Source organism: Rhizobacter sp. P2_H3 (genome assembly GCF_056403355.1).
The window spans coordinates 68089-85173 of the sequence record NZ_JBFUFQ010000010.1; the positions used below are offsets into that span (position 1 = coordinate 68089).

Sequence of the window (17085 nt, forward strand, 5' to 3'; positions counted from 1 at the left end):
TTTATCGAGTACACAATTTTCACTCATCGCGCCCGATGTGGCGCCAGAGAGAAAAGGACCGGCGGATGACCCGTGGCAACGACAGGAAGGTGCTCATCTCGGGTGCGAGCTTCGCGGGGCTCTCGTCCGCGCATTGGATGAGCCAGCTGGGCTACGACGTGACCATCGTCGAGATCGGTCCGGGCTTGCGCACCGGCGGCACGGCAGTCGACATCCGCGGGAACACGGTCGACATCGTCAGGCGCATGGGGATCCTCGAACGGATCCGCGCGGATCGCCTGAGCCTGCGGCGCTGGGAATTCAAGAACGCCGATGACCGGACCGAGCGCGCACTCGTGTTGCGAGCGGAAGGCGATCCTCCTCCGGAGGATGAATTCGAGATCGAGCGGGACGTGCTGCTGAACATCCTGCTCGAGGCCGTGGGAGACCGATGCGAGATCGTCTTCGGGGACAGCATCGCAGGGTTGGTCGAGACGATCGACGGCGTCGACGTCACGTTCAGGAAGGGCGGCCGGCGCTCGTTCGGCCTCGTGCTCGGCTGCGATGGCATGCATTCGGGGGTGCGCAGGCTCTGGTTCGGCGAGGAGGCGCAGTACACGCACTTTCTCCAGCAGTACTTCTCGATCGCGATCGTGGACCAGTTGCTGATCGAACGCGATACCGCGCAGATGTTCAACGTGCCGGGCAAGGCCGTGATGCTCAATGCCTACAAGAACAGGACCGACATCATCCTGGGCTTTGCCTGCGAGCGCGAGATCGCATATGACCGCCGCGACGAGGCGCAGCAGCGCAGGATCATGACGGAGCAGTTCGCCGGCCTGGGCTGGCGGACTGCGGAGGTGTTGAGGGCCATGGCCGGCTCGGACAACTTCTACTTCGACAAGCTGTGCCAGGTCCGGATGCCCTCGTGGTCGCGGGGCAGGGTCGCGCTGGTGGGAGACGCGGCCTTCTGCGCGTCTCCCGCGGCAGGAATGGGCGGGTCGCTCGCCATCGACGGCGCGGCCGCGTTGGGAGAGGCGATGCGAGCCGCGGGCGGCGACCACGCGCAGGCGTTCCGCCTCTACGACGAGCAGTTCCGCCCGTTCGTCGACGAAGTTCAAGCCGCGGCGGTGCGGACGGGACTCGAGACGCTGGTTCCTCGAACCGAAGAGGCGATCCGCGCACGAAATGCGAAGACGGAATTCGGGTTCCAGGTGCCGCCATAAATGCCTGACATTATTCCGGAGAGGCCTCCAGGGGCACACCTATACTGCCGCCGATGAACGAGTTGCTGCTTCCCGCCGGGGGCGTCGGGCCCCTGTCCTCGCAGATCTACGCGCTCGTGGTCGAGGCGATCCTTCGCGGCGAGTTCGGACCGTCCGGCAAGCTGCCCACCGAAAGCGAACTTGCTGCCACCTTCGGCGTGTCGCGGCCGACGATACGGGAGGCGCTGTCGCGCTTGCGTGCGGACGGCGTGATCGGATCGCGGCGCCGCGCCGGCACCAGCGTCATCCGCACGCCGGGCGCGCCGGTGGTGGCGATGACGCCGATTCGCAACCTCGCCGACATCGAGTGCTACTACGCCTTCCGGTCCTGCGTGGAGGCCGGTGCGGCGGCCGCTGCCGCCGAGTTCCGCAACAGCGACGACATCGATGCGCTGAATGCCGCCTACGAGGCGCTCAACGTGACGATGGAGTCCGGACACGCAGGCATCGACGAAGACGTGGAGTTCCACCTCGCGATGGCGCGTTGCTCGCACAACCCCTTCTTCGTGGCGTCGATCGAGACCAGCGTTGCGCCCATCCGGCAGTTCATCGAGCTCGCGCGCAACGCCCACGACAAGAAGAGTCCCGAGCGCGTGCGCGAGACCCAGGCAGAGCACCGTGCGGTGATCGACGCGATCGTGCGCCGGGCTGCGGGCGACGCGGCCGAAGCGGTTCGCAGCCACATCCGCAACGCGAAGCGGCGCATCTTCGAAGCGACGCAACTGCCCTGAATCGGCACCGGACCCGCCAGGCATGGACAAGGGGTTTGTCCTGATCACATTTGCTTGACATGAATCCCGCCAGGGAAACAATGTCAGGCATTAATTGACGCCTTGTGCCGGTCGACGGAACGCCACCAGGAGGTGGTCCGTGCGACCTGCGGTCTTCATGCGCGTCCCACCTGGTGATCTGCGAGCCCGGGTCTCACACGACATCTCGCACGACGGTCACTGATCGCCGGGTATTCGGTTGTCCCCTCACTTCTGTCGCCAAGGAGCACGGATGAACTCGAACACGTCGATCACACGCTTCCTGTCTGTGAATGCGCTGAGCGCCTGCCTGCTGGTGTCGCTGCTCTGCGGCTGCGGCGGAGGCGGCGAGGCCAGCGCGGACGGGAGCGAGGCCACCGAGGCGAGCACCCAGGGGAGCTCATCCCCGGGCATCGGCAACGCCTTCCAGGTCGGCACGACCAGCACCGACGCGAACCTGCCGGCCGCGCCGGTGCTGCCGGTCGACGCGCAAGTCTGCGCGACGCTGGAAGCCGGCAACAAGCTGGTGCGGCGCCCCGACGGCGCACTGCCGCCGGAAGCCGATCCGTCGCTCCCGGGCGTCRGCGTTGCGGTCAGCGCCGCGACGGCCAACCCCGACCAGGCCCGCATCCAGGCCGCGCTCGATGCCTGTGGCGCGGGGGTCGATGCCGAGGTCGGTGCCGCGATCGCGGCGGCCGACGCAGCCGCCACTGCGCAGCAGCAGGCAGCGGCCGATCCGGGCAGGAACATCGCCGGCGCGTCCGGAGAAGAGCTGGCCAAACCGCAGTACCGCGCGACCCGCTTCGCGGTGCGCCTCGTGGTCAGCAGCAGCGGCCCGGGCAACGCCTTCATCAGCGGCCCGCTCACGCTGCCTTCCGGCGTGACGCTGTGGATCGACAAGGGCGTGACGCTGTTCGCCAGCCGCGACGTCATGGCCTACTCGCCCAAGCCGGCCGGACCGTACTGCGCGAACACCGCGGTGAGCGCCACCAAGGCCGGCAGCTCCGGGAATTGCACTGCGCTGATCAACGGCGACAACCTCGTGAACTCGGCCGTGGTCGGTGACGGCGCGATCGACAGCCGCGGCTACGCCGAGATCGTGACGACCAACAAGCTGTACCCGCTGATGAAGGTCGACATGAGCTGCTCGAACACCTACGCCGCCTATGCGCAGGGCCTGCAGGCCGTCGACGGCACGCCGTGCGACGACGGCGGCACGCTGGTCGACTCGAAATCGTCGGTGCGCAACATGACGTGGTGGGACCTGGCCTACCTCGGCAACATGGTGCAGAACGGCACCACCGGCACGGCCTCGCAGTCGAACTTCCGCATGATGGTGTTCAACTACGCGAAGAACCTGACGCTGCACCGCATCACGCTGAACAACAGCGCGAACTTCCACGTCGTTCCCAGCGGCGTCGACGGCCTGACGGTCTGGGGCGTGAAGGTGCAGACGCCGTCGCTGGCGGCCTACGCGAACCCTGCCGGCAACGGCAACCCGCTCTACACCGGCGAGACCTTCACGCGGGACAACGTGAAGAACACCGACGCCTTCGACCCCGGCTCGGCCAAGAGCGCGACCTCGGCAGCGCTGACCACCGGCAGCACGACGAAGTCCGCCGCGAAGATCTCGTTCGACGGCTACCTGAAGAACGTCGTCTTCGCGTTCAACTTCGTGAGCACCGGCGACGACGACATCGTGCTCAAGGGCAGCAACAACCCGAGCCCCGCCAATTCAGGCCTCGCGGGCATCGACGGCGACCGCGACGTGCGCTCCGACCGCAAGTGGGGGATCGTCATCGCCCACAACCACATCTACTGGGGTCATGGCATCTCGATCGGCTCGGAGACGAACAGCGGCGTGAAGAACGTCCACGTGTACGACAACAGCTTCGACGGCTCGGAGGAGGGCCTGCGCATCAAGTCCGACTACGCGCGCGGCGGCGAGGTCAGCAACATCCACGTCGACAACATCTGCATGCGCAACGTGACCAATGCGCTGCTGTACACGCCGTACTACAGCACCAAGGCACTGCCTGCTGGCGGGCCGCTGGTCCCCAACTTCCACGACATCTTCCTGGCGAGCATCTCCATCGAGGGCCAGACGGCCATCACGCTGCGCGGCTTCGCGGCCGACACGGGCGGCTTCAGCCTCCCGGCCCATCCGCTGGTCATGTCGCTGACCAATGTGGTGACCGATTCGCCCGATGCGGTGCGGGTCATCGCGTCGGACGCTCAGCTCACCCTCGATCGGGTCAACCTGCCGATCCTGCCGTCAGCCGACAACCGGGTCACGGTCACCGGCAAGGCCACGCCCTACGTCCATCCGTCGAGGGTCGTGGATTGCAGTCGCGCCTACGTCGACTTCCCGTCGTCGACGAGCCCGGCAGGCACCGGCTGGTGACGCTTGCGGGCGGCCCGCCGGGCCGCCCGGGTTCACCACTGCCCCGGGTTCACCACTGCATTTCGCCCTTGGCCACCTTGGCGCCGATGTCGAGCGCGATGCCCAGCCCGGCCTGCGGGTAGGCCTTCTTCATCGCGTCGATCAGCTCCGCGGCGCTCTTGGCTTTCGCCGCTTCCACATCGAAGCGCTGCAGGTAGTCGCGGGTGTAGCGGATGCTGCTGCCGTCGAGCGCCGTGCCGGCGGCCATGTGGCCGGGCACGACGGTGGCGGGCTTCAGCGCCTCGATCTCGTCGAGCTGGGCGAACCATGCCTTGCGCTCGCTGGCCTTCTGGGTGTCGGCGGTCCACACGTGCAGGTTGCCGAAGATCGCGATGTTGCCGACGACGGCCTTGATCGACGGAATCCACACGTAGGGGCGATGGGCCAGTTCACCGGTGATACCGCGAACCTCGATCGTCTCGCCATCGACGCTCAGCGTCGTGCCCTGCAGCAGTTCCGGCACGATCGGCTTCTGCGGCGCATTGGTGCCCATCTTGGGGCCCCAGAACGCCAGCTTGCCCGCCAGCTTGGCCTGGATCTTCTCGCGCACGGCCGGGGTGGTCAGCACCTGGGCCTGCGGGAAATACGCCTTCAGCACTTCGGCGCCGAAGTAGAAATCCGGGTCGGCGTTGCTGATGAAGATGGTGCGCAGCGACTTGCCGCTGTCGAGCACGTTGGCCGCCACGCGCAGCGCATCGGCACGGGTGAAGCCGCTGTCGATGACGATGGCCTCGGTCTTGCCGCTGACCACCACGGCGTTGACGTTGAAGCTGTTGCCGTCGGCGTTGTAGACCTTCAGGCTCAGCGCAGGCTGGCTCTGCGCCACGGCAGCCGTGGGTGCGACGACGCCCAGCGCCAGGGCGGGCAGGAAAACGCGGACGAAGGTGCTGAACTGGAACATGGAGATCTCCGTGAGGGTTGAAACACTGTTTGCGACCGGACGAACTCTATTTGCATCGATACAGTAGATAAAGCTTGCTACAGTTGAATCGTTGTTGCATGGATCGATGAAATGGACCGTCTGACCGCCGTGCGTGTGTTCGTCGAGGTGGCCGATCTCGGCAGCCTCACCCAGGCTGCCGAGCGCCTGGAGATGTCGGTCGCGATGGTCAGCCGCTACCTCGCGGCGGTCGAGGACTGGCTCGGCGCCCGCCTGCTGCACCGGACCACGCGGCGCGTCAGCCTCACGGATGCCGGGTCGGCGGCACTGCCGTCGTGCCGGCAGCTGCTCGGCATCGCGGACGAGGTCCATCACCTGGCCGGCGAGCGCAGCCGTGAGCCGGCGGGGCTGCTGCGCGTCACCACCGCCGGCTCCTTCGCCGAGGCCCAGCTCACCAGCGCGCTGGTGGATTTCCAGCGCCTGCACCCGCAGGTGGAGGTGATGCTGTCGGTGGGCGACAAGGTCACCGACCTGGTCGCGGAGCGCGTCGACCTCGCGGTGCGCATCACCAACACGCTGGACGCGACGATGATCGCGCGGCCGCTGGCGCAATGCCGATCGATGCTGTGCGCCTCACCCGGGTACCTGCAGCAGCACGGCGTGCCGCAGGTGGCCGAGGAGTTGCGTCGACACCGCTGCGTGGCCCATGCCTTCGGCATCGGCAAGCACTACGGTTTCACGCGCGGTGGCGAGAAGATCGTGGTGTCGGTCGACTGGGCCTTCCATACCAACGAGACCGCGGTGCTCCGGCGCGCCGTGCTGTCGGGCGCCGGCATCGGCATGCTGCCTACCTACTACCTCGGCGACGACCTGCGCGCCGGCCGCCTGGTGCCGCTGCTGCCCGACCACGAGCCGGACGTGCTGGGCATCCACGCCCTCTACCTCTCACGCCAGCATCAACCGCTGGCGCTGCGCATGCTGGTGGACTTCCTCGCGGAGCGCTTCGCGGGAGAGGAGGCGCCGTGGGACCTCGCCCTGAAGGCATCGCCCCTTTGAGAGAATTCACTTCATCAACCGGGGAAAGGAGGTTTGTTCGATGTTTCGGATCACAACTACTGACACGACAAATGCAAATACATATCTTCAGAGGTCCTGGTCGCGTATTCGGTTTCACCGCACAAGCATCTGGTGAGAACCTGCCTCGGAAGTACGCGCCCTGGACGGCATTCAAGACCATCGAGCTCGTCAGGGACGAGCGAACACCTGGCGTCGATGCGAATCAGTGTCTCGACGATATCGAGGCATACGGGCTGCACCTGACCGATGCGCACGTTCGCATCACAGAGGAAGCACTTCGGTAAACGTCGTGTGGACTGCGCACTGGCAGCCGTGGTCACTCCGGCAATCCGGCCAGTCGCAGTCCTTCCGCGAATCGCGCCAGGTCCTGCGAGCGATGAATCGGCAGCCAGTCCTTGAGATTGGAGACGCGCAGGGACGGGTCGAGCGTGCGCACCTGCTGCATCGCCTGCCTCGCCATGTCCATTCGCCCGGCAAGCGCATGACTCGCCGCCACCAGGCTGACCGCGGCCAGGAAACTCGGTAGATTTCCGACGGCCTTTTCCGCCCAGGCCGAAGCGGCATCGAAGCGCCCCGCGAAGAAGTGCGACAGCGCCATGCCGGCCTGCATCCTGAACATTTCCGGATCCAGCGGACTCAGGCGAACGGCACGCGCCAGGTGCTCGATCGCGGCGTCCGTCTCGCCGTGCAGGGCGCGCAGGTATCCGCCCAGGAACCATGCGGGGGCGAGGTTCGGATTGAGCAGCACGGCCCGGTCGAGCAACGCGATGCCGCCATCGAGGTCGCCGGCGAGATGCCCGAGCGCGTGGCCTGCTCGCGTGAGGGCGACCGCATCGTCGCGGCCGAGCTCCACCGCCCGCCGCGCCAGGCGGGTGCCCTCGGCGATCTCTGCGGGCCGATCGGTCATCCAGCCGTTCACCTTGCGCCAGAAATGACACCAGGCCGCCATGCCATAGGCCGATGCAAATTCCGGATCGAGCTCGACGGCCTTGTAGAACAGGGGCAGTGCCGCCTCGATGGATTCGCGCGTTCCGCTGTGCAGCCTGGCGGTGCCGCGCAGGTAGTAGTCGTAGGCGTCGAGGCTTTCCGTGGGCTTGCGCTTGGCTCGCTCGATTTCCGCCCGCTCGAGTTGCGGCGCGATCGCGCCGACGACGCTTTCGGCGATTTGATCCTGCAGCTCGAAGATGTCGTCCAGCGTGCCTTCGAAGCGCTCGGCCCACAGATGCGTGCCGCTCGTCGCGTCGATGAGCTGCCCGGTGATGCGCACCTTGCTGCCGGTCTTGCGCACGCTGCCTTCCAGCACGTAGCGCACGCCCAGCTCGCGGCCGACCTCCTTCACGTCCACCGCCCTGCCCTTGTAGGTGAAGCTCGAATTGCGCGCGATGACGAACAGCCAGCGCAGGCGCGACAGCGCGGCGATGATGTCCTCCACCACGCCGTCGGCGAAATACTCCTGCTCGGGATCGCCGCTCAGGTTGTGGAAGGGCAGCACGGTCATCGAGGGCTTGTCCGGAAGGGCGAGTGCGGGCGGCAGTTCCCTTGGTTCGCCGGGGGCGTGTTCGCCGACCTGGACCTCGCCGACGAAGCGGAACCCCTTGCGGGCGATCGTCCGGACCAGGCGCTGCTCCTCGCCGCTGTCGCCGATGGCCTTGCGAACCGCGTTGATGTGGCTGGTGATCGTCGACTCCGAGACCACCCGGCCACTCCATACCGCCGCGAGCAGGTCGTCCTTGCTGACGACGCGGTCGCGGCTCCTGACGAGATGCAGTAGCAGATCGAACACCTGCGGCCCGACCGGCATGACTTGCGCGCGATGCGAAAGCTCCCGGCGCTCCGGGTCGAGCACGTAGTCTCCAAACATGAACTGCACGGTGTCGTCCCCCGTCGGAGGATGGTACGGCAACGCGTTCTGGACGAACAAGCAGGCGTTCCTGAAGGGAAATCCAAGGCAATGGCAAGGACTTCCGCGGAGCGCGCAGGCAATCTCCATGCACATCGACGGCAACGGTTGCGGTCGAAAGAATCGGAGAGAAGCCATGAAGTTTGTCGTGATCGGAGGCACCGGCCTCATCGGAACGAAACTGGTGAAGAACCTCAGGGCGCGCGGCCATGACGTGCTCGCAGCCTCGCCCGCCACGGGCGTGAACGCCATCACCCGCGAGGGCCTGGCCCAGGCGGTCGACGGTGCCGATGTGGTCGTCGACGTGGCGAATGCGCCGAACTGGGAAGACCAGGCCGTCCTCGATTTCTTCGAGACGTCGACCCGCAACCTGCTGGCAGCAGAAGCTGCCGCCGGCGTGCGCCACCATGTCGCCCTGTCGATCGTCGGCAGTGAACGGCTTCCCGACTGCGGATTCTTCCGAGCGAAGGTCGCGCAGGAAAGGCTCATCAAGGCGTCCACCCTCCCCTACACCATCCTGCGTGCGACGCAGTTCTTCGAGTTTGTCGGCGGGATCACCCAGGCGGGCGTGGTCGGCGACGAGATCCGCCTGTCGCCGRCGCTGATCCAGCCGATCGCGTCGACCGACGTGGCGGCGGCGCTCGCCGAGCTCGCAGTGGCACCGCCGCTCAACGGCACGGTCGAAGTCGGCGGCCCGGAGGCCATTCCGCTCGACGAATTGGGCAGGCGTTTCCTGCGCGCGACGCGTGATTCGCGCAAGGTCGTGGCGGACGTTCACGCGCGCTACTTCGGCGCTCTCCTCTCCGATCGGTCGCTCACAGCCGGGGACAACGCTCGCCTCGGTGCGATCCGCTTCGAGGACTGGCTGGCTGCCAGCGCCGCGCCGACCTGAGCAGGCGATTGGTGCCCCACGGGCAACAGACCGATCCCCCCGACGCGTCTAGCGCGCCGGCACTCCAATTCCTACGATGGCTGCGATTCCATCCCATCACACCTTCAGGAGCCTCCATGACTCAGCACACCCTTCACAGGCAGCCTCCCCTCTACGCAAAGTCCCTTGCCGTGGCCAGCGCGCTGCTGCTGGGCGTGCTGGCCGCGCCCCACTCGCACGCGGCGCCGCATGCACAGGTCAAGGAGGTGGCGCTCAAGGATCTCCCCGACCTGCCGGGCAAGGAAGGCCTGATGCTGGAAGTCGTCTACCCGCCCGGCAGCACGGACGAAGTTCATCGCCACGACGCGCACGCATTCGTCTACGTCCTGGAGGGCTCGATCGTGATGCAGCTCAAGGGTGGCCAGCCCGTGGCGCTGCAGGCAGGTGAAAGCTTCTACGAGGGGCCCGACGACGTGCATGTCGTTGGCCGCAATGCCAGCACGACCCGGCCGGCGAAGTTCGTGGTGTTCCTTGTGAAGAACAAGGGTGCTCCGGTCTTGACGCCCGTGCGTTGAACGAAGGATTCCCCATGCGTCTCTCCGTCATCGCCCCTTCCCTTTCCTTTTACCTTGCCACTGCCTGTGGTCTCAGTCTCGCCATGAATGCTTCGGCAGCAGAAATCAAGTCGATATCCCGCCTGGCTGCCGGACCCGGCAATGTCCTGTTCGTCGCCGACTGGAAAGCCGGGCGCGTCCACGCGATCACGCTGTCGCAGGCGCCGCAAAGGTCGGCCGGCACGACCTTCAACATCTTCGATCTCGATGCGCTGCTTTCAAGGCAGGTCGGCGGCGCCAGGCTCACGGTCGAAGACATGGTCGCCCGCCCGGGAACGGCGGAGGTCTATGTGGCGATCAGCTACGGCGCCGCGAAGACGCCCGCGCTCTTCGCGGTGACGAACGACCACCATGCTCGCCGCATCGACCTCARGGCGGCGAAGTCGACGTCGATCCCGCTTCATGACGCGCCCACGTCGAACCAGAAGTTCTGGAACGACGCGCCCGAGCGAAGCTTCACGGTCACCGACATGAAGTGGCGCGATGGCGAGATCTTCATCGCTGGCCTGTCCAACCAGGACTTCGCCTCGACGCTGCGGCGGGTCAGGTATCCGTTCGACGCCCGGCACTCGACGACCTCCATCGAGATCTATCACACAGGCCACAACCTGATCGAGACGCGTGCCCCGATCCGGGCATTGAGCTTCGCGAACTGGGGAGGGAAGTCCTACCTCGTCGCGGCCTACACGTGCACGCCCATCGTCACCATCCCGCTCGATGACCTGAAGGATGGCGCGCACATACGTGGCAAGACGATCGCCGAGCTCGGCTATGGGAACACGCCCGCAGGCCTGGTCTCCTACTCGAAGACCGAGCAGGGCAAGACCGAGGACTTCCTGTTGCTGGTCAACTTCGGACGCGCGGCCAACATCATCCCGCTGTCCGAGGTCGAGGCCGCGAGCGGCCGCCCGGGCATGGACAAGATCGTGCCGTTCGGCCAGATCGCCGGCCTGGAGGTATCGACCGCGCCCCTGGCCGGTGTGCTGCGGGTGGACAACCTGGACGAGAAGTCGTTCATCGTCGTGCGCCGCCAGCTCGAGAAGGACACCCTGCAGCTCGTCACCATCGGCAAGGAGCTGAGCTTCCGGCTGAGCGATCACGTGTCGGAGTACGCCTTCCAGGAATACAGCTTCAAGGCCGATGCATTCCAGCTGAAGTACGTCAAGCCCCGGCTGGACATGATCATGAAGGACGAGGGCTTCGAAGACCACATCCAGCCTTCGGAGTGAGCCATGCGTTGCCATCAGTGGCTGGGCGCCACCGCTCTCGCGGTGGCGCTGGGGTGCTCTCACGCCCGGCAGCCGCCCGCCCGGGTGGCCCTCGTCCAGCCTTCGGGCCCCGAGGTCCCCGCCAACCTGCTGCGGCTTTCGATCCGATTCGAGGCACAGGTCGAAGGCCCGGTGCTTCGCCGGCTCGCCTTGTTGCGCGCCGATGGAACGCCGGTCCAGGAGCCGTTTCTCGAGCAGGAGCTCTGGTCACCGGACGGCACGCTGCTGACGGTGCTGATGCATCCCGGACGCGTCAAGAGCGGGTTGACCGCGCACGACGAACGCGGGCCGATCCTGTCGGCCGGGGAAGACGTGACGCTGGCGCTCGACGGACGTCCCATCAAGCAGTGGCACGTGGGGCCGGCGAAGACGACCGGCCCTGCGGTTTCGGCCTGGCAGGTCTCGGTGGTGCGCGCCGGTTCGAGGCAGCCGGTCGTCGTGACGCTGGATGGCCCGATCGATGGCCGCGCTGCGGGCTACCTGGCGATCGCGGATGAACGCGACCGCCGGGTGGCCGGGCGCGTCGAGCTGGCCCCTGGCGAAAGCACCTGGACGTTCACTCCCGACTCGCCGTGGCGAGCCGGCACGTACAAGCTGGTCGCTCATGGCAGCTTGGAGGACCCCGCGGGGAACCGGCTGGGCAGCCGGTTCGAGGCGCCCCTCCATTCACCGCCCGGGCTCGCGGTCGATGCAGCCGTCCCCTTCGTCGTGGAGGGCGGTGCTCGTCAGGTCCGATGACAAGGCCCACACCCAGCGGATGTCAACCGCGCCGCTTCAAGGGACCCGACACGGGCTCCCCCGCCTGCCGGCGGCGGAAGAGCGCGGCACGCGCCAGCACGATGGTCGTCACCGGGGCCGTGATCGACATCACGATGATGATCAACCACGCGTGCAGGTTGAGGCCGGCGCCCTGTGAGCTGAAGTGCGCGATGGAGGCCAGGGTGACGGTCCAGGCCGGGAGCGTGGACGCGAGGGCGGGCGCATGCATGCGCAGGAAGAAGTCCCCCAAGCGCCATAGGCCGAGCGCGGCCACCAGCACCACCGCGCCACTGGTCACCAGCAGCGCCGCCACCACGATCTCGGCCACGGCGGCCATGCTCAGATCACCTCGCCGCGCAGCAGGAACTTGGCCATCGCCAACGACCCGACGAAGCCGAACAGCACCATCAGCAGGGCGCCTTCCAGGACCATCTCGCTGTCGTATCGGATCGCCAGCACCAGCATCGCCAGCATGCCGACCACGTAGATGAAATCCATCGCCAGCACGCGGTCCTGCGCACTGGGGCCGCGGAACAGGCGTGCCGTGCCGATGCCCATGGCGACGGCGTACAGGATCAGCGTGACGGTGATCGCCAACGACAACAGATCGCTCATTCGAAGATCTCCTTCAGGGGCTGTTCGTAGTCGGTCTTGAAGTGCCGGATGAAGGCGGCCTCGTCGTCGAGATCGAAGACATGGATGAGCAACGCACTGCGGTCGGGTGCGAGCTCGGCCCAGACGGTGCCCGGCACGACGGCCGTGATCATCGCCAACGCCGCGATCTCGATCGCGAAACGGCGCAGCGACTCGCGTGCCTGCGCGGCCTTGAGATCGATGTCGATGCGCGGCGAGGACCAGTCCCGCAGCGGCTTGCAGCCGGCCGGATCGAGCACGTGCACGAGCTTCAGCCTGGCACCGTGCTCGTGTGCCAGCAGCGCCGCGCGGCGCACCGCGTTGTTTCCATCGATCGAGAAGTCGGTGGCCACCACCATGGAATTGAATGATTTCATTGCGTTCTCCCTGCGGCGACATCGCGTAGTCGCCGCTCGCCTCGGGCTGGAAGAGGATGTGCATGAGCTCGGCGGCCCGCGCTTCGCCCGCGGGTGTGGACCAGCGCGCCACGGCGCCCACGCTCAGGCCGAGCAGGCTGGCGCCAACGGGCGACAGCACCGAGACGAACCCGGCCGCGGGCTGCGCGTCCGCCGGGTAGCACGGCGCGAGCTTGCTGAGCTGGCCGGTCTCGAGATCCCTCAGCAGCACCTGCGAGTACATCGTCACCAAGTCCGGCGGGGCCTGGCGGGACGGCACGATGGCGCAGGCATCGAGGACCTGCGCGATCGCCGGCTGGGGTGTGGACGAGCCATCGCTGCGCCGGTCGCGGCGCAGGAGGTTCAGGAGTCGAACATGGTCAAGTTCGGTGAGCGTGCGCTCGAGTGCCAGGACTTCCATCGGGCATTCCTTCAGTCATCGGGCGCATGCCGGGCAGTCGCCGACAGACGCCATCGCGCGGGCTGCGGGCCCGGCGATCTGAAGTAAGACATGCAACCAAGCCTCATCGATGGCAGGGCGCAGGATGAGTTTCAAGACAATCCGGGCTCCTGCAAGCCATCGGCAAACGCCGTGAACTCCATGAACAGAAACAAGGCGCAATTCCGGAAGCTGAGGGCCTTGATGGCGCTTTGCGCGAGCACGGCACTCGTGGCGGGCTGCGGTGGCAGTTCGGACGGCGATGGCAGCTCGAGCGCCCCGCAGAAAGGTGGCCCCGCACCAGCACCAGCACCAGCACCAGCACCAGCACCAGCACCAGCACCAGCACCAGCACCAGCACCAGCACCAGCACCAGCACCAGCACCAGCACCTTCTCCGGCTCCGATGGCGTCCGCGCAGTTCACCGCGAGCAACGCCGAGATCCCCAACCCCGAGCGCGGCTTCTACCGCTGGGCCTGGTCGAACCTGGACCAGTTCAGCAAGGACGACGGCGCCGATGCGTACGCGAACGGCTTCCGCGTTCTCTACGCGATGGTCCGGCTCGACGCCTACAAGAGCACCGCCCTGCCCGCCACGCTGCTCGACGGCTTGCGCACCGGCTTCGCCAACGCGCGGCAATCGGGCGTGAAGATCATCCCCCGCTTCGTCTACAACTACCCGGACGGCGAAACCGAATACCGCAACGCAACCGATGCGTCGCTCAGCCAGGTGCTCGCCCACATCGCCCAGCTCAAGCCGGTGCTGCAGGAGAACACCGACGTCATCGCCTACCTGCAAGCGGGCTTCATCGGGGCCTGGGGCGAGTGGCACACCTCGTCGAACGGCCTGACCAGTGCCGGCAACCGCACGAGCATCCGCGATGCCTTGCTCGGCGCCCTGCCCCAGGAGCAGTTCGTCCAGTTCCGCTACCCGCCCTACGTGATGGAGTGGTTCGCCACGCCACCGGCGGAGTCGACCGCGTTCAACGGGTCGGCCGCCTCGCGCTCGGGCGTGCACAACGACTGCTTCCTGGCCAGCGCCACCGACGTCGGCACCTACAGCGACAACGCCACCACGAGGCAGCAGCAGCGCAACTACACCATGGCGCTCGCGAAGGTCACGCCCTTCGGCGGTGAAACCTGCAACCCGGCGGACGACGCCGGCGCGCAGCCGCGGACCAGCTGCGCGGACATCCTGGCGGAAGGCAGGCAGTTCTCGCTGACCTACCTGAACAACGACTACTACACCGAAGCCTTCCACACCCGCTGGAAACAGGACGGGTGCTACGACGAGGTCAAGCGCCTGATGGGCTACCGGCTGGAGTTCGTCTCGGCCGAACATGCCGCGACGGCCCCGGCCGGTGCCGCGTTGCCCGTGCGATTCACGGTGCGCAATGCCGGTTGGGCGCGGCCGTTCAAGGCGCGCCCGGTGTTGCTGCTGCTGAAGCATCGAACCAGCGGTACGGTGGTGAAGCTGTCGACCTCCGTCGATCCCCGCACCTGGACCGCGGGCAACACCTTCACGCACGATGTGTCGGTGACCGTTCCTGCGGGCACGCAGGCCGGCGAGCACGACGTCTACATCGCACTGCCCGATGGCGCGGGGCAGCTCGGCAGCGATGCGCGCTTCGCCGTGCGGCCGGCCAATGCAGACAATGCGGCCAGCCGACAAGGATGGGACGCGTCGCTGGGCGCCTTCCGCTTCGGCACCACCCTCGCGGTCCGATGACGTCCCTCGGACCGGCCGCCCAGAACTGCTGCCGGACGACCCCAAACGGTCAGACTTGTATCTGGCTGTCTCTGCCCTGAAAGGCACGCTCCCGGCGGCAGGACCGCACGCTCGCGGGCTCCGCAGCGCATGCACGGTGGAACCGGTCCCGCTGCCGTGCACCAGCCCTGATGCTGGCATCAAACCTGCGCATCATTTCTCGCATGCACCCGGCGCTGAGGATTGCTGAATTTCCCGGCGCCGAAGCCCCAAGCCACAAGACGATCCAAGGAGCGAGAACATGAAGCATCAGAGTCCCGAGGAACCGGGCCGGCCGCGCGCAGCGCTGGTCGCACTGGGTTCCCTTTTCCTCGCAGCTGCCGTGCTCAGCGGGTGCGGCGGCAAGGATGCGGATTCCGCCGCGGCACCGAGCCCCGACGTCGGCGCGCCCGCGCCGCAACCACCGGCCCAACCGCCCGCCTCCGGTGGCGGCAATCCCAATGAGCCGGTGCTGGAGCCGGTGACACCGGCTCCGCCGCCGTCGATCCCGTCCGGCGGCACACCCGCCGCGCCGGCCCCGACGCCCGCGCAGCAGTTGCCGACCGGCGTCGACATGAGCAAGCCCGGCGTCGCGGTCGTGCCGGTCAAGGCCACCGCATCGAGCGCCAACGGCGGCAACACCGCCGACAAGGCCATCGACGGCAACGCCGCCCAGAACAGCCGCTGGGAAAGCTCCCAGTCGGATACCAACTGGCTGCAGTTCGACTTCGGCGCCAAGACCCAGATCGGCTACCTGAAGCTGGTGTGGGAAGCCGCGTACGCCAAGGAATACGCGATCCTCGTCTCCGACGACGGCGACACCTGGTACCAGCTGCGCTACGTGGCCGACGGCAAGGGCGGCACCGAAGAGTTCTACAACCTGAACGCCAATGTGCGCTACGTGCGCATCAACGGCGTCAAGCGCGCCACCGGCTACGGCTACTCGATCATCGAGGCGAGCTTCAAGTCGCCGGGCAGCGACAACACGCTCGGCTCCACCGTCGCGACCTCCGTGATCCCGCACCCGGCCGACGGCAGCAACCTGATCCCGCCGGCGGCCCCGCAGGCGCCGATCGACACCATCCAGTTCTCGCTGCCGGACGGCACGCTGGTGACCCGCGTCGGCTTCGTCGGCCGCTCGCGTCATGCACGCGAGCGCGGCGAGGACTGGAACGAGGCCGGCTACGGCGCGAACGAGACCGTCGATGCCGCCGGAAAACCGGTGGACAAGGGGCCCGGCGCGCACCTGAACTTCGTGGCCAACTACTTTGCCTTCCGCACCTGGGGTGTCGAGTTCATCGACAACAGCAAGGTCACCGGCGTCACCAAGCCCAAGGTGATCGTCAACGAGTACTTCCAGCAACCGCAGTACGGCGGCGGTCATTCCTTCGTTCGCGGGTTCGACAACCCCAACACCACCGGCTTCGGCTGGATGAGCCCGGGCGACCTGCTGGACGACAACACCTACACGCTGGGCGGCCAGGGCATCGCCGCGTGCCCCGTGGTGCCCAAGCCGCCGCAGAACGCGCTGGCCAAGCCGACGAGCGGCTACAACAACATCATCGGTGCGAACGATGGCTGCAGCGTGGTGTTCGACTCGTTCCCCGGCCATGCTGCGCTCTCGACCGACGCCAACGGCGTGCTGGCCCGCAGCGCCGACGTGCCCGGCGCCACCCAGTTCTACGACTACGCAGTGAGCTTCGACCCGGCCACCGACAAGGTGACCACCGCCACCCCGGTCGCCGGCAAGACCGTCGCGGCACGCTCGTTGAAGACGGGCGACGTGGTCGAGTTCTCGCCGTCGTTCTTCTCGACCGTCGCGATCATGAGGGGGCTCGGCACCACCGACGGCCATCGCTACTACACCAACGAGCTGAGCTACGTGGTGGGCGCCGGCCTGCGCCCCTACTACGGTGCGCAGCCGCGCCTGAACAACACGCCGCTGCCGTCGGCGACGTTGCAGGGGGGCCTCGGTTCGGTCTCCTACGACTACGCCGACAACTCGACCTTCGTGTTCCAGCAGCCGTACAACAACATCGGCATGCAGAACATGCAGCGCTTCGTGGA

Annotated in this window: 16 protein-coding genes and 1 pseudogene; 10 read left to right on the forward strand and 7 right to left on the reverse strand. The window is 67.0% G+C overall.

Features of this window, described 5'->3' with window-relative positions; genetic code table 11:
- The first annotated feature begins 65 nt into the window (after nucleotides 1-65).
- The 3 genes from AC1D1T_RS03660 to AC1D1T_RS03670 all read left to right on the forward strand — a co-directional run bounded on the left by AC1D1T_RS03660 (nucleotide 66) and on the right by AC1D1T_RS03670 (nucleotide 4397).
- Entirely contained in the window at nucleotides 66-1205 is a 1140-nt protein-coding gene (locus AC1D1T_RS03660; protein ID WP_477825267.1) for an FAD-dependent monooxygenase, read from the forward strand.
- A 53-nt stretch (nucleotides 1206-1258) separates the two neighbouring features.
- Nucleotides 1259-1975, forward strand: coding sequence for a FadR/GntR family transcriptional regulator (locus tag AC1D1T_RS03665; RefSeq protein WP_052212876.1), 717 nt, complete (start codon nucleotides 1259-1261; stop codon nucleotides 1973-1975).
- A 271-nt stretch (nucleotides 1976-2246) separates the two neighbouring features.
- Nucleotides 2247-4397 (forward strand): glycoside hydrolase family 28 protein, encoded by a 2151-nt coding sequence (locus tag AC1D1T_RS03670; RefSeq protein WP_477991428.1) that lies wholly within the window; start codon nucleotides 2247-2249, stop codon nucleotides 4395-4397.
- A 49-nt stretch (nucleotides 4398-4446) separates the two neighbouring features.
- Here the strand turns inward: AC1D1T_RS03670 and AC1D1T_RS03675 are convergent, their stop codons facing one another.
- Nucleotides 4447-5337: an MBL fold metallo-hydrolase gene (locus AC1D1T_RS03675; RefSeq protein ID WP_477825269.1), complete on the reverse strand. Its 891-nt coding sequence runs from the start codon at nucleotides 5335-5337 to the stop codon at nucleotides 4447-4449.
- Nucleotides 5338-5448: 111 nt separating this feature from the next.
- Here AC1D1T_RS03675 and AC1D1T_RS03680 point away from each other — a divergent pair, with 111 nt between their 5' ends.
- Nucleotides 5449-6372: a LysR family transcriptional regulator gene (locus AC1D1T_RS03680; protein ID WP_477825270.1), complete on the forward strand. Its 924-nt coding sequence runs from the start codon at nucleotides 5449-5451 to the stop codon at nucleotides 6370-6372.
- A gap of 337 nt (nucleotides 6373-6709) precedes the next feature.
- Here the strand turns inward: AC1D1T_RS03680 and AC1D1T_RS03685 are convergent, their stop codons facing one another.
- Nucleotides 6710-8263 (reverse strand): winged helix-turn-helix domain-containing protein, encoded by a 1554-nt coding sequence (locus AC1D1T_RS03685; RefSeq protein ID WP_477825274.1) that lies wholly within the window; start codon nucleotides 8261-8263, stop codon nucleotides 6710-6712.
- A gap of 166 nt (nucleotides 8264-8429) precedes the next feature.
- Here AC1D1T_RS03685 and AC1D1T_RS03690 point away from each other — a divergent pair, with 166 nt between their 5' ends.
- The 4 genes from AC1D1T_RS03690 (at nucleotide 8430) to AC1D1T_RS03705 (ending at nucleotide 11784) form a co-directional block, all read left to right on the forward strand.
- Nucleotides 8430-9185, forward strand: coding sequence for an SDR family oxidoreductase (locus tag AC1D1T_RS03690; protein WP_477991430.1), 756 nt, complete (start codon nucleotides 8430-8432; stop codon nucleotides 9183-9185).
- Nucleotides 9186-9301: 116 nt separating this feature from the next.
- Nucleotides 9302-9739, forward strand: a complete 438-nt coding sequence (locus AC1D1T_RS03695; RefSeq protein ID WP_477825272.1) for a cupin domain-containing protein — start codon at nucleotides 9302-9304, stop codon at nucleotides 9737-9739.
- A gap of 14 nt (nucleotides 9740-9753) precedes the next feature.
- Nucleotides 9754-11007: a hypothetical protein gene (locus tag AC1D1T_RS03700; protein WP_477991432.1), complete on the forward strand. Its 1254-nt coding sequence runs from the start codon at nucleotides 9754-9756 to the stop codon at nucleotides 11005-11007.
- Between the two features lie 3 nt (nucleotides 11008-11010).
- Nucleotides 11011-11784: an Ig-like domain-containing protein gene (locus tag AC1D1T_RS03705; protein ID WP_477842389.1), complete on the forward strand. Its 774-nt coding sequence runs from the start codon at nucleotides 11011-11013 to the stop codon at nucleotides 11782-11784.
- Between the two features lie 22 nt (nucleotides 11785-11806).
- On the opposite strand, the gene AC1D1T_RS03710 is transcribed toward AC1D1T_RS03705, so the two are convergent.
- The 5 genes and pseudogenes from AC1D1T_RS03710 to AC1D1T_RS03730 form a co-directional block, all read right to left on the reverse strand.
- A complete protein-coding gene (locus AC1D1T_RS03710; RefSeq protein WP_477826706.1) occupies nucleotides 11807-12142 on the reverse strand; it encodes a monovalent cation/H(+) antiporter subunit G in 336 nt (111 codons plus the stop codon).
- A 2-nt stretch (nucleotides 12143-12144) separates the two neighbouring features.
- Complete coding sequence (locus AC1D1T_RS03715; RefSeq protein WP_477826709.1) at nucleotides 12145-12420, reverse strand: K+/H+ antiporter subunit F; 276 nt, start codon at nucleotides 12418-12420, stop codon at nucleotides 12145-12147.
- Nucleotides 12417-12815, reverse strand: coding sequence for a Na+/H+ antiporter subunit E (locus tag AC1D1T_RS03720; RefSeq protein WP_477842393.1), 399 nt, complete (start codon nucleotides 12813-12815; stop codon nucleotides 12417-12419). Before AC1D1T_RS03720 ends, AC1D1T_RS03715 begins: the two co-directional genes overlap by 4 nt.
- Before the next feature lie 124 nt (nucleotides 12816-12939).
- Nucleotides 12940-13254, reverse strand: a pseudogene (locus tag AC1D1T_RS03725) (GreA/GreB family elongation factor); the annotation flags it as partial.
- 103 nt (nucleotides 13255-13357) lie between these two features.
- Complete coding sequence (locus AC1D1T_RS03730) at nucleotides 13358-13663, reverse strand: hypothetical protein (RefSeq protein ID WP_477826705.1); 306 nt, start codon at nucleotides 13661-13663, stop codon at nucleotides 13358-13360.
- Between the two features lie 14 nt (nucleotides 13664-13677).
- Between AC1D1T_RS03730 and AC1D1T_RS03735 the strand changes: the two genes are divergently transcribed.
- Nucleotides 13678-15000 carry a DUF4832 domain-containing protein gene (locus AC1D1T_RS03735; protein WP_465113718.1) on the forward strand — a complete coding sequence of 441 codons (1323 nt, stop codon included), beginning with the start codon at nucleotides 13678-13680 and terminating at the stop codon, nucleotides 14998-15000.
- A gap of 280 nt (nucleotides 15001-15280) precedes the next feature.
- The coding region (locus tag AC1D1T_RS03740) for a discoidin domain-containing protein (RefSeq protein ID WP_477991434.1) at nucleotides 15281-17085 on the forward strand (1805 nt) is incomplete at its 3' end.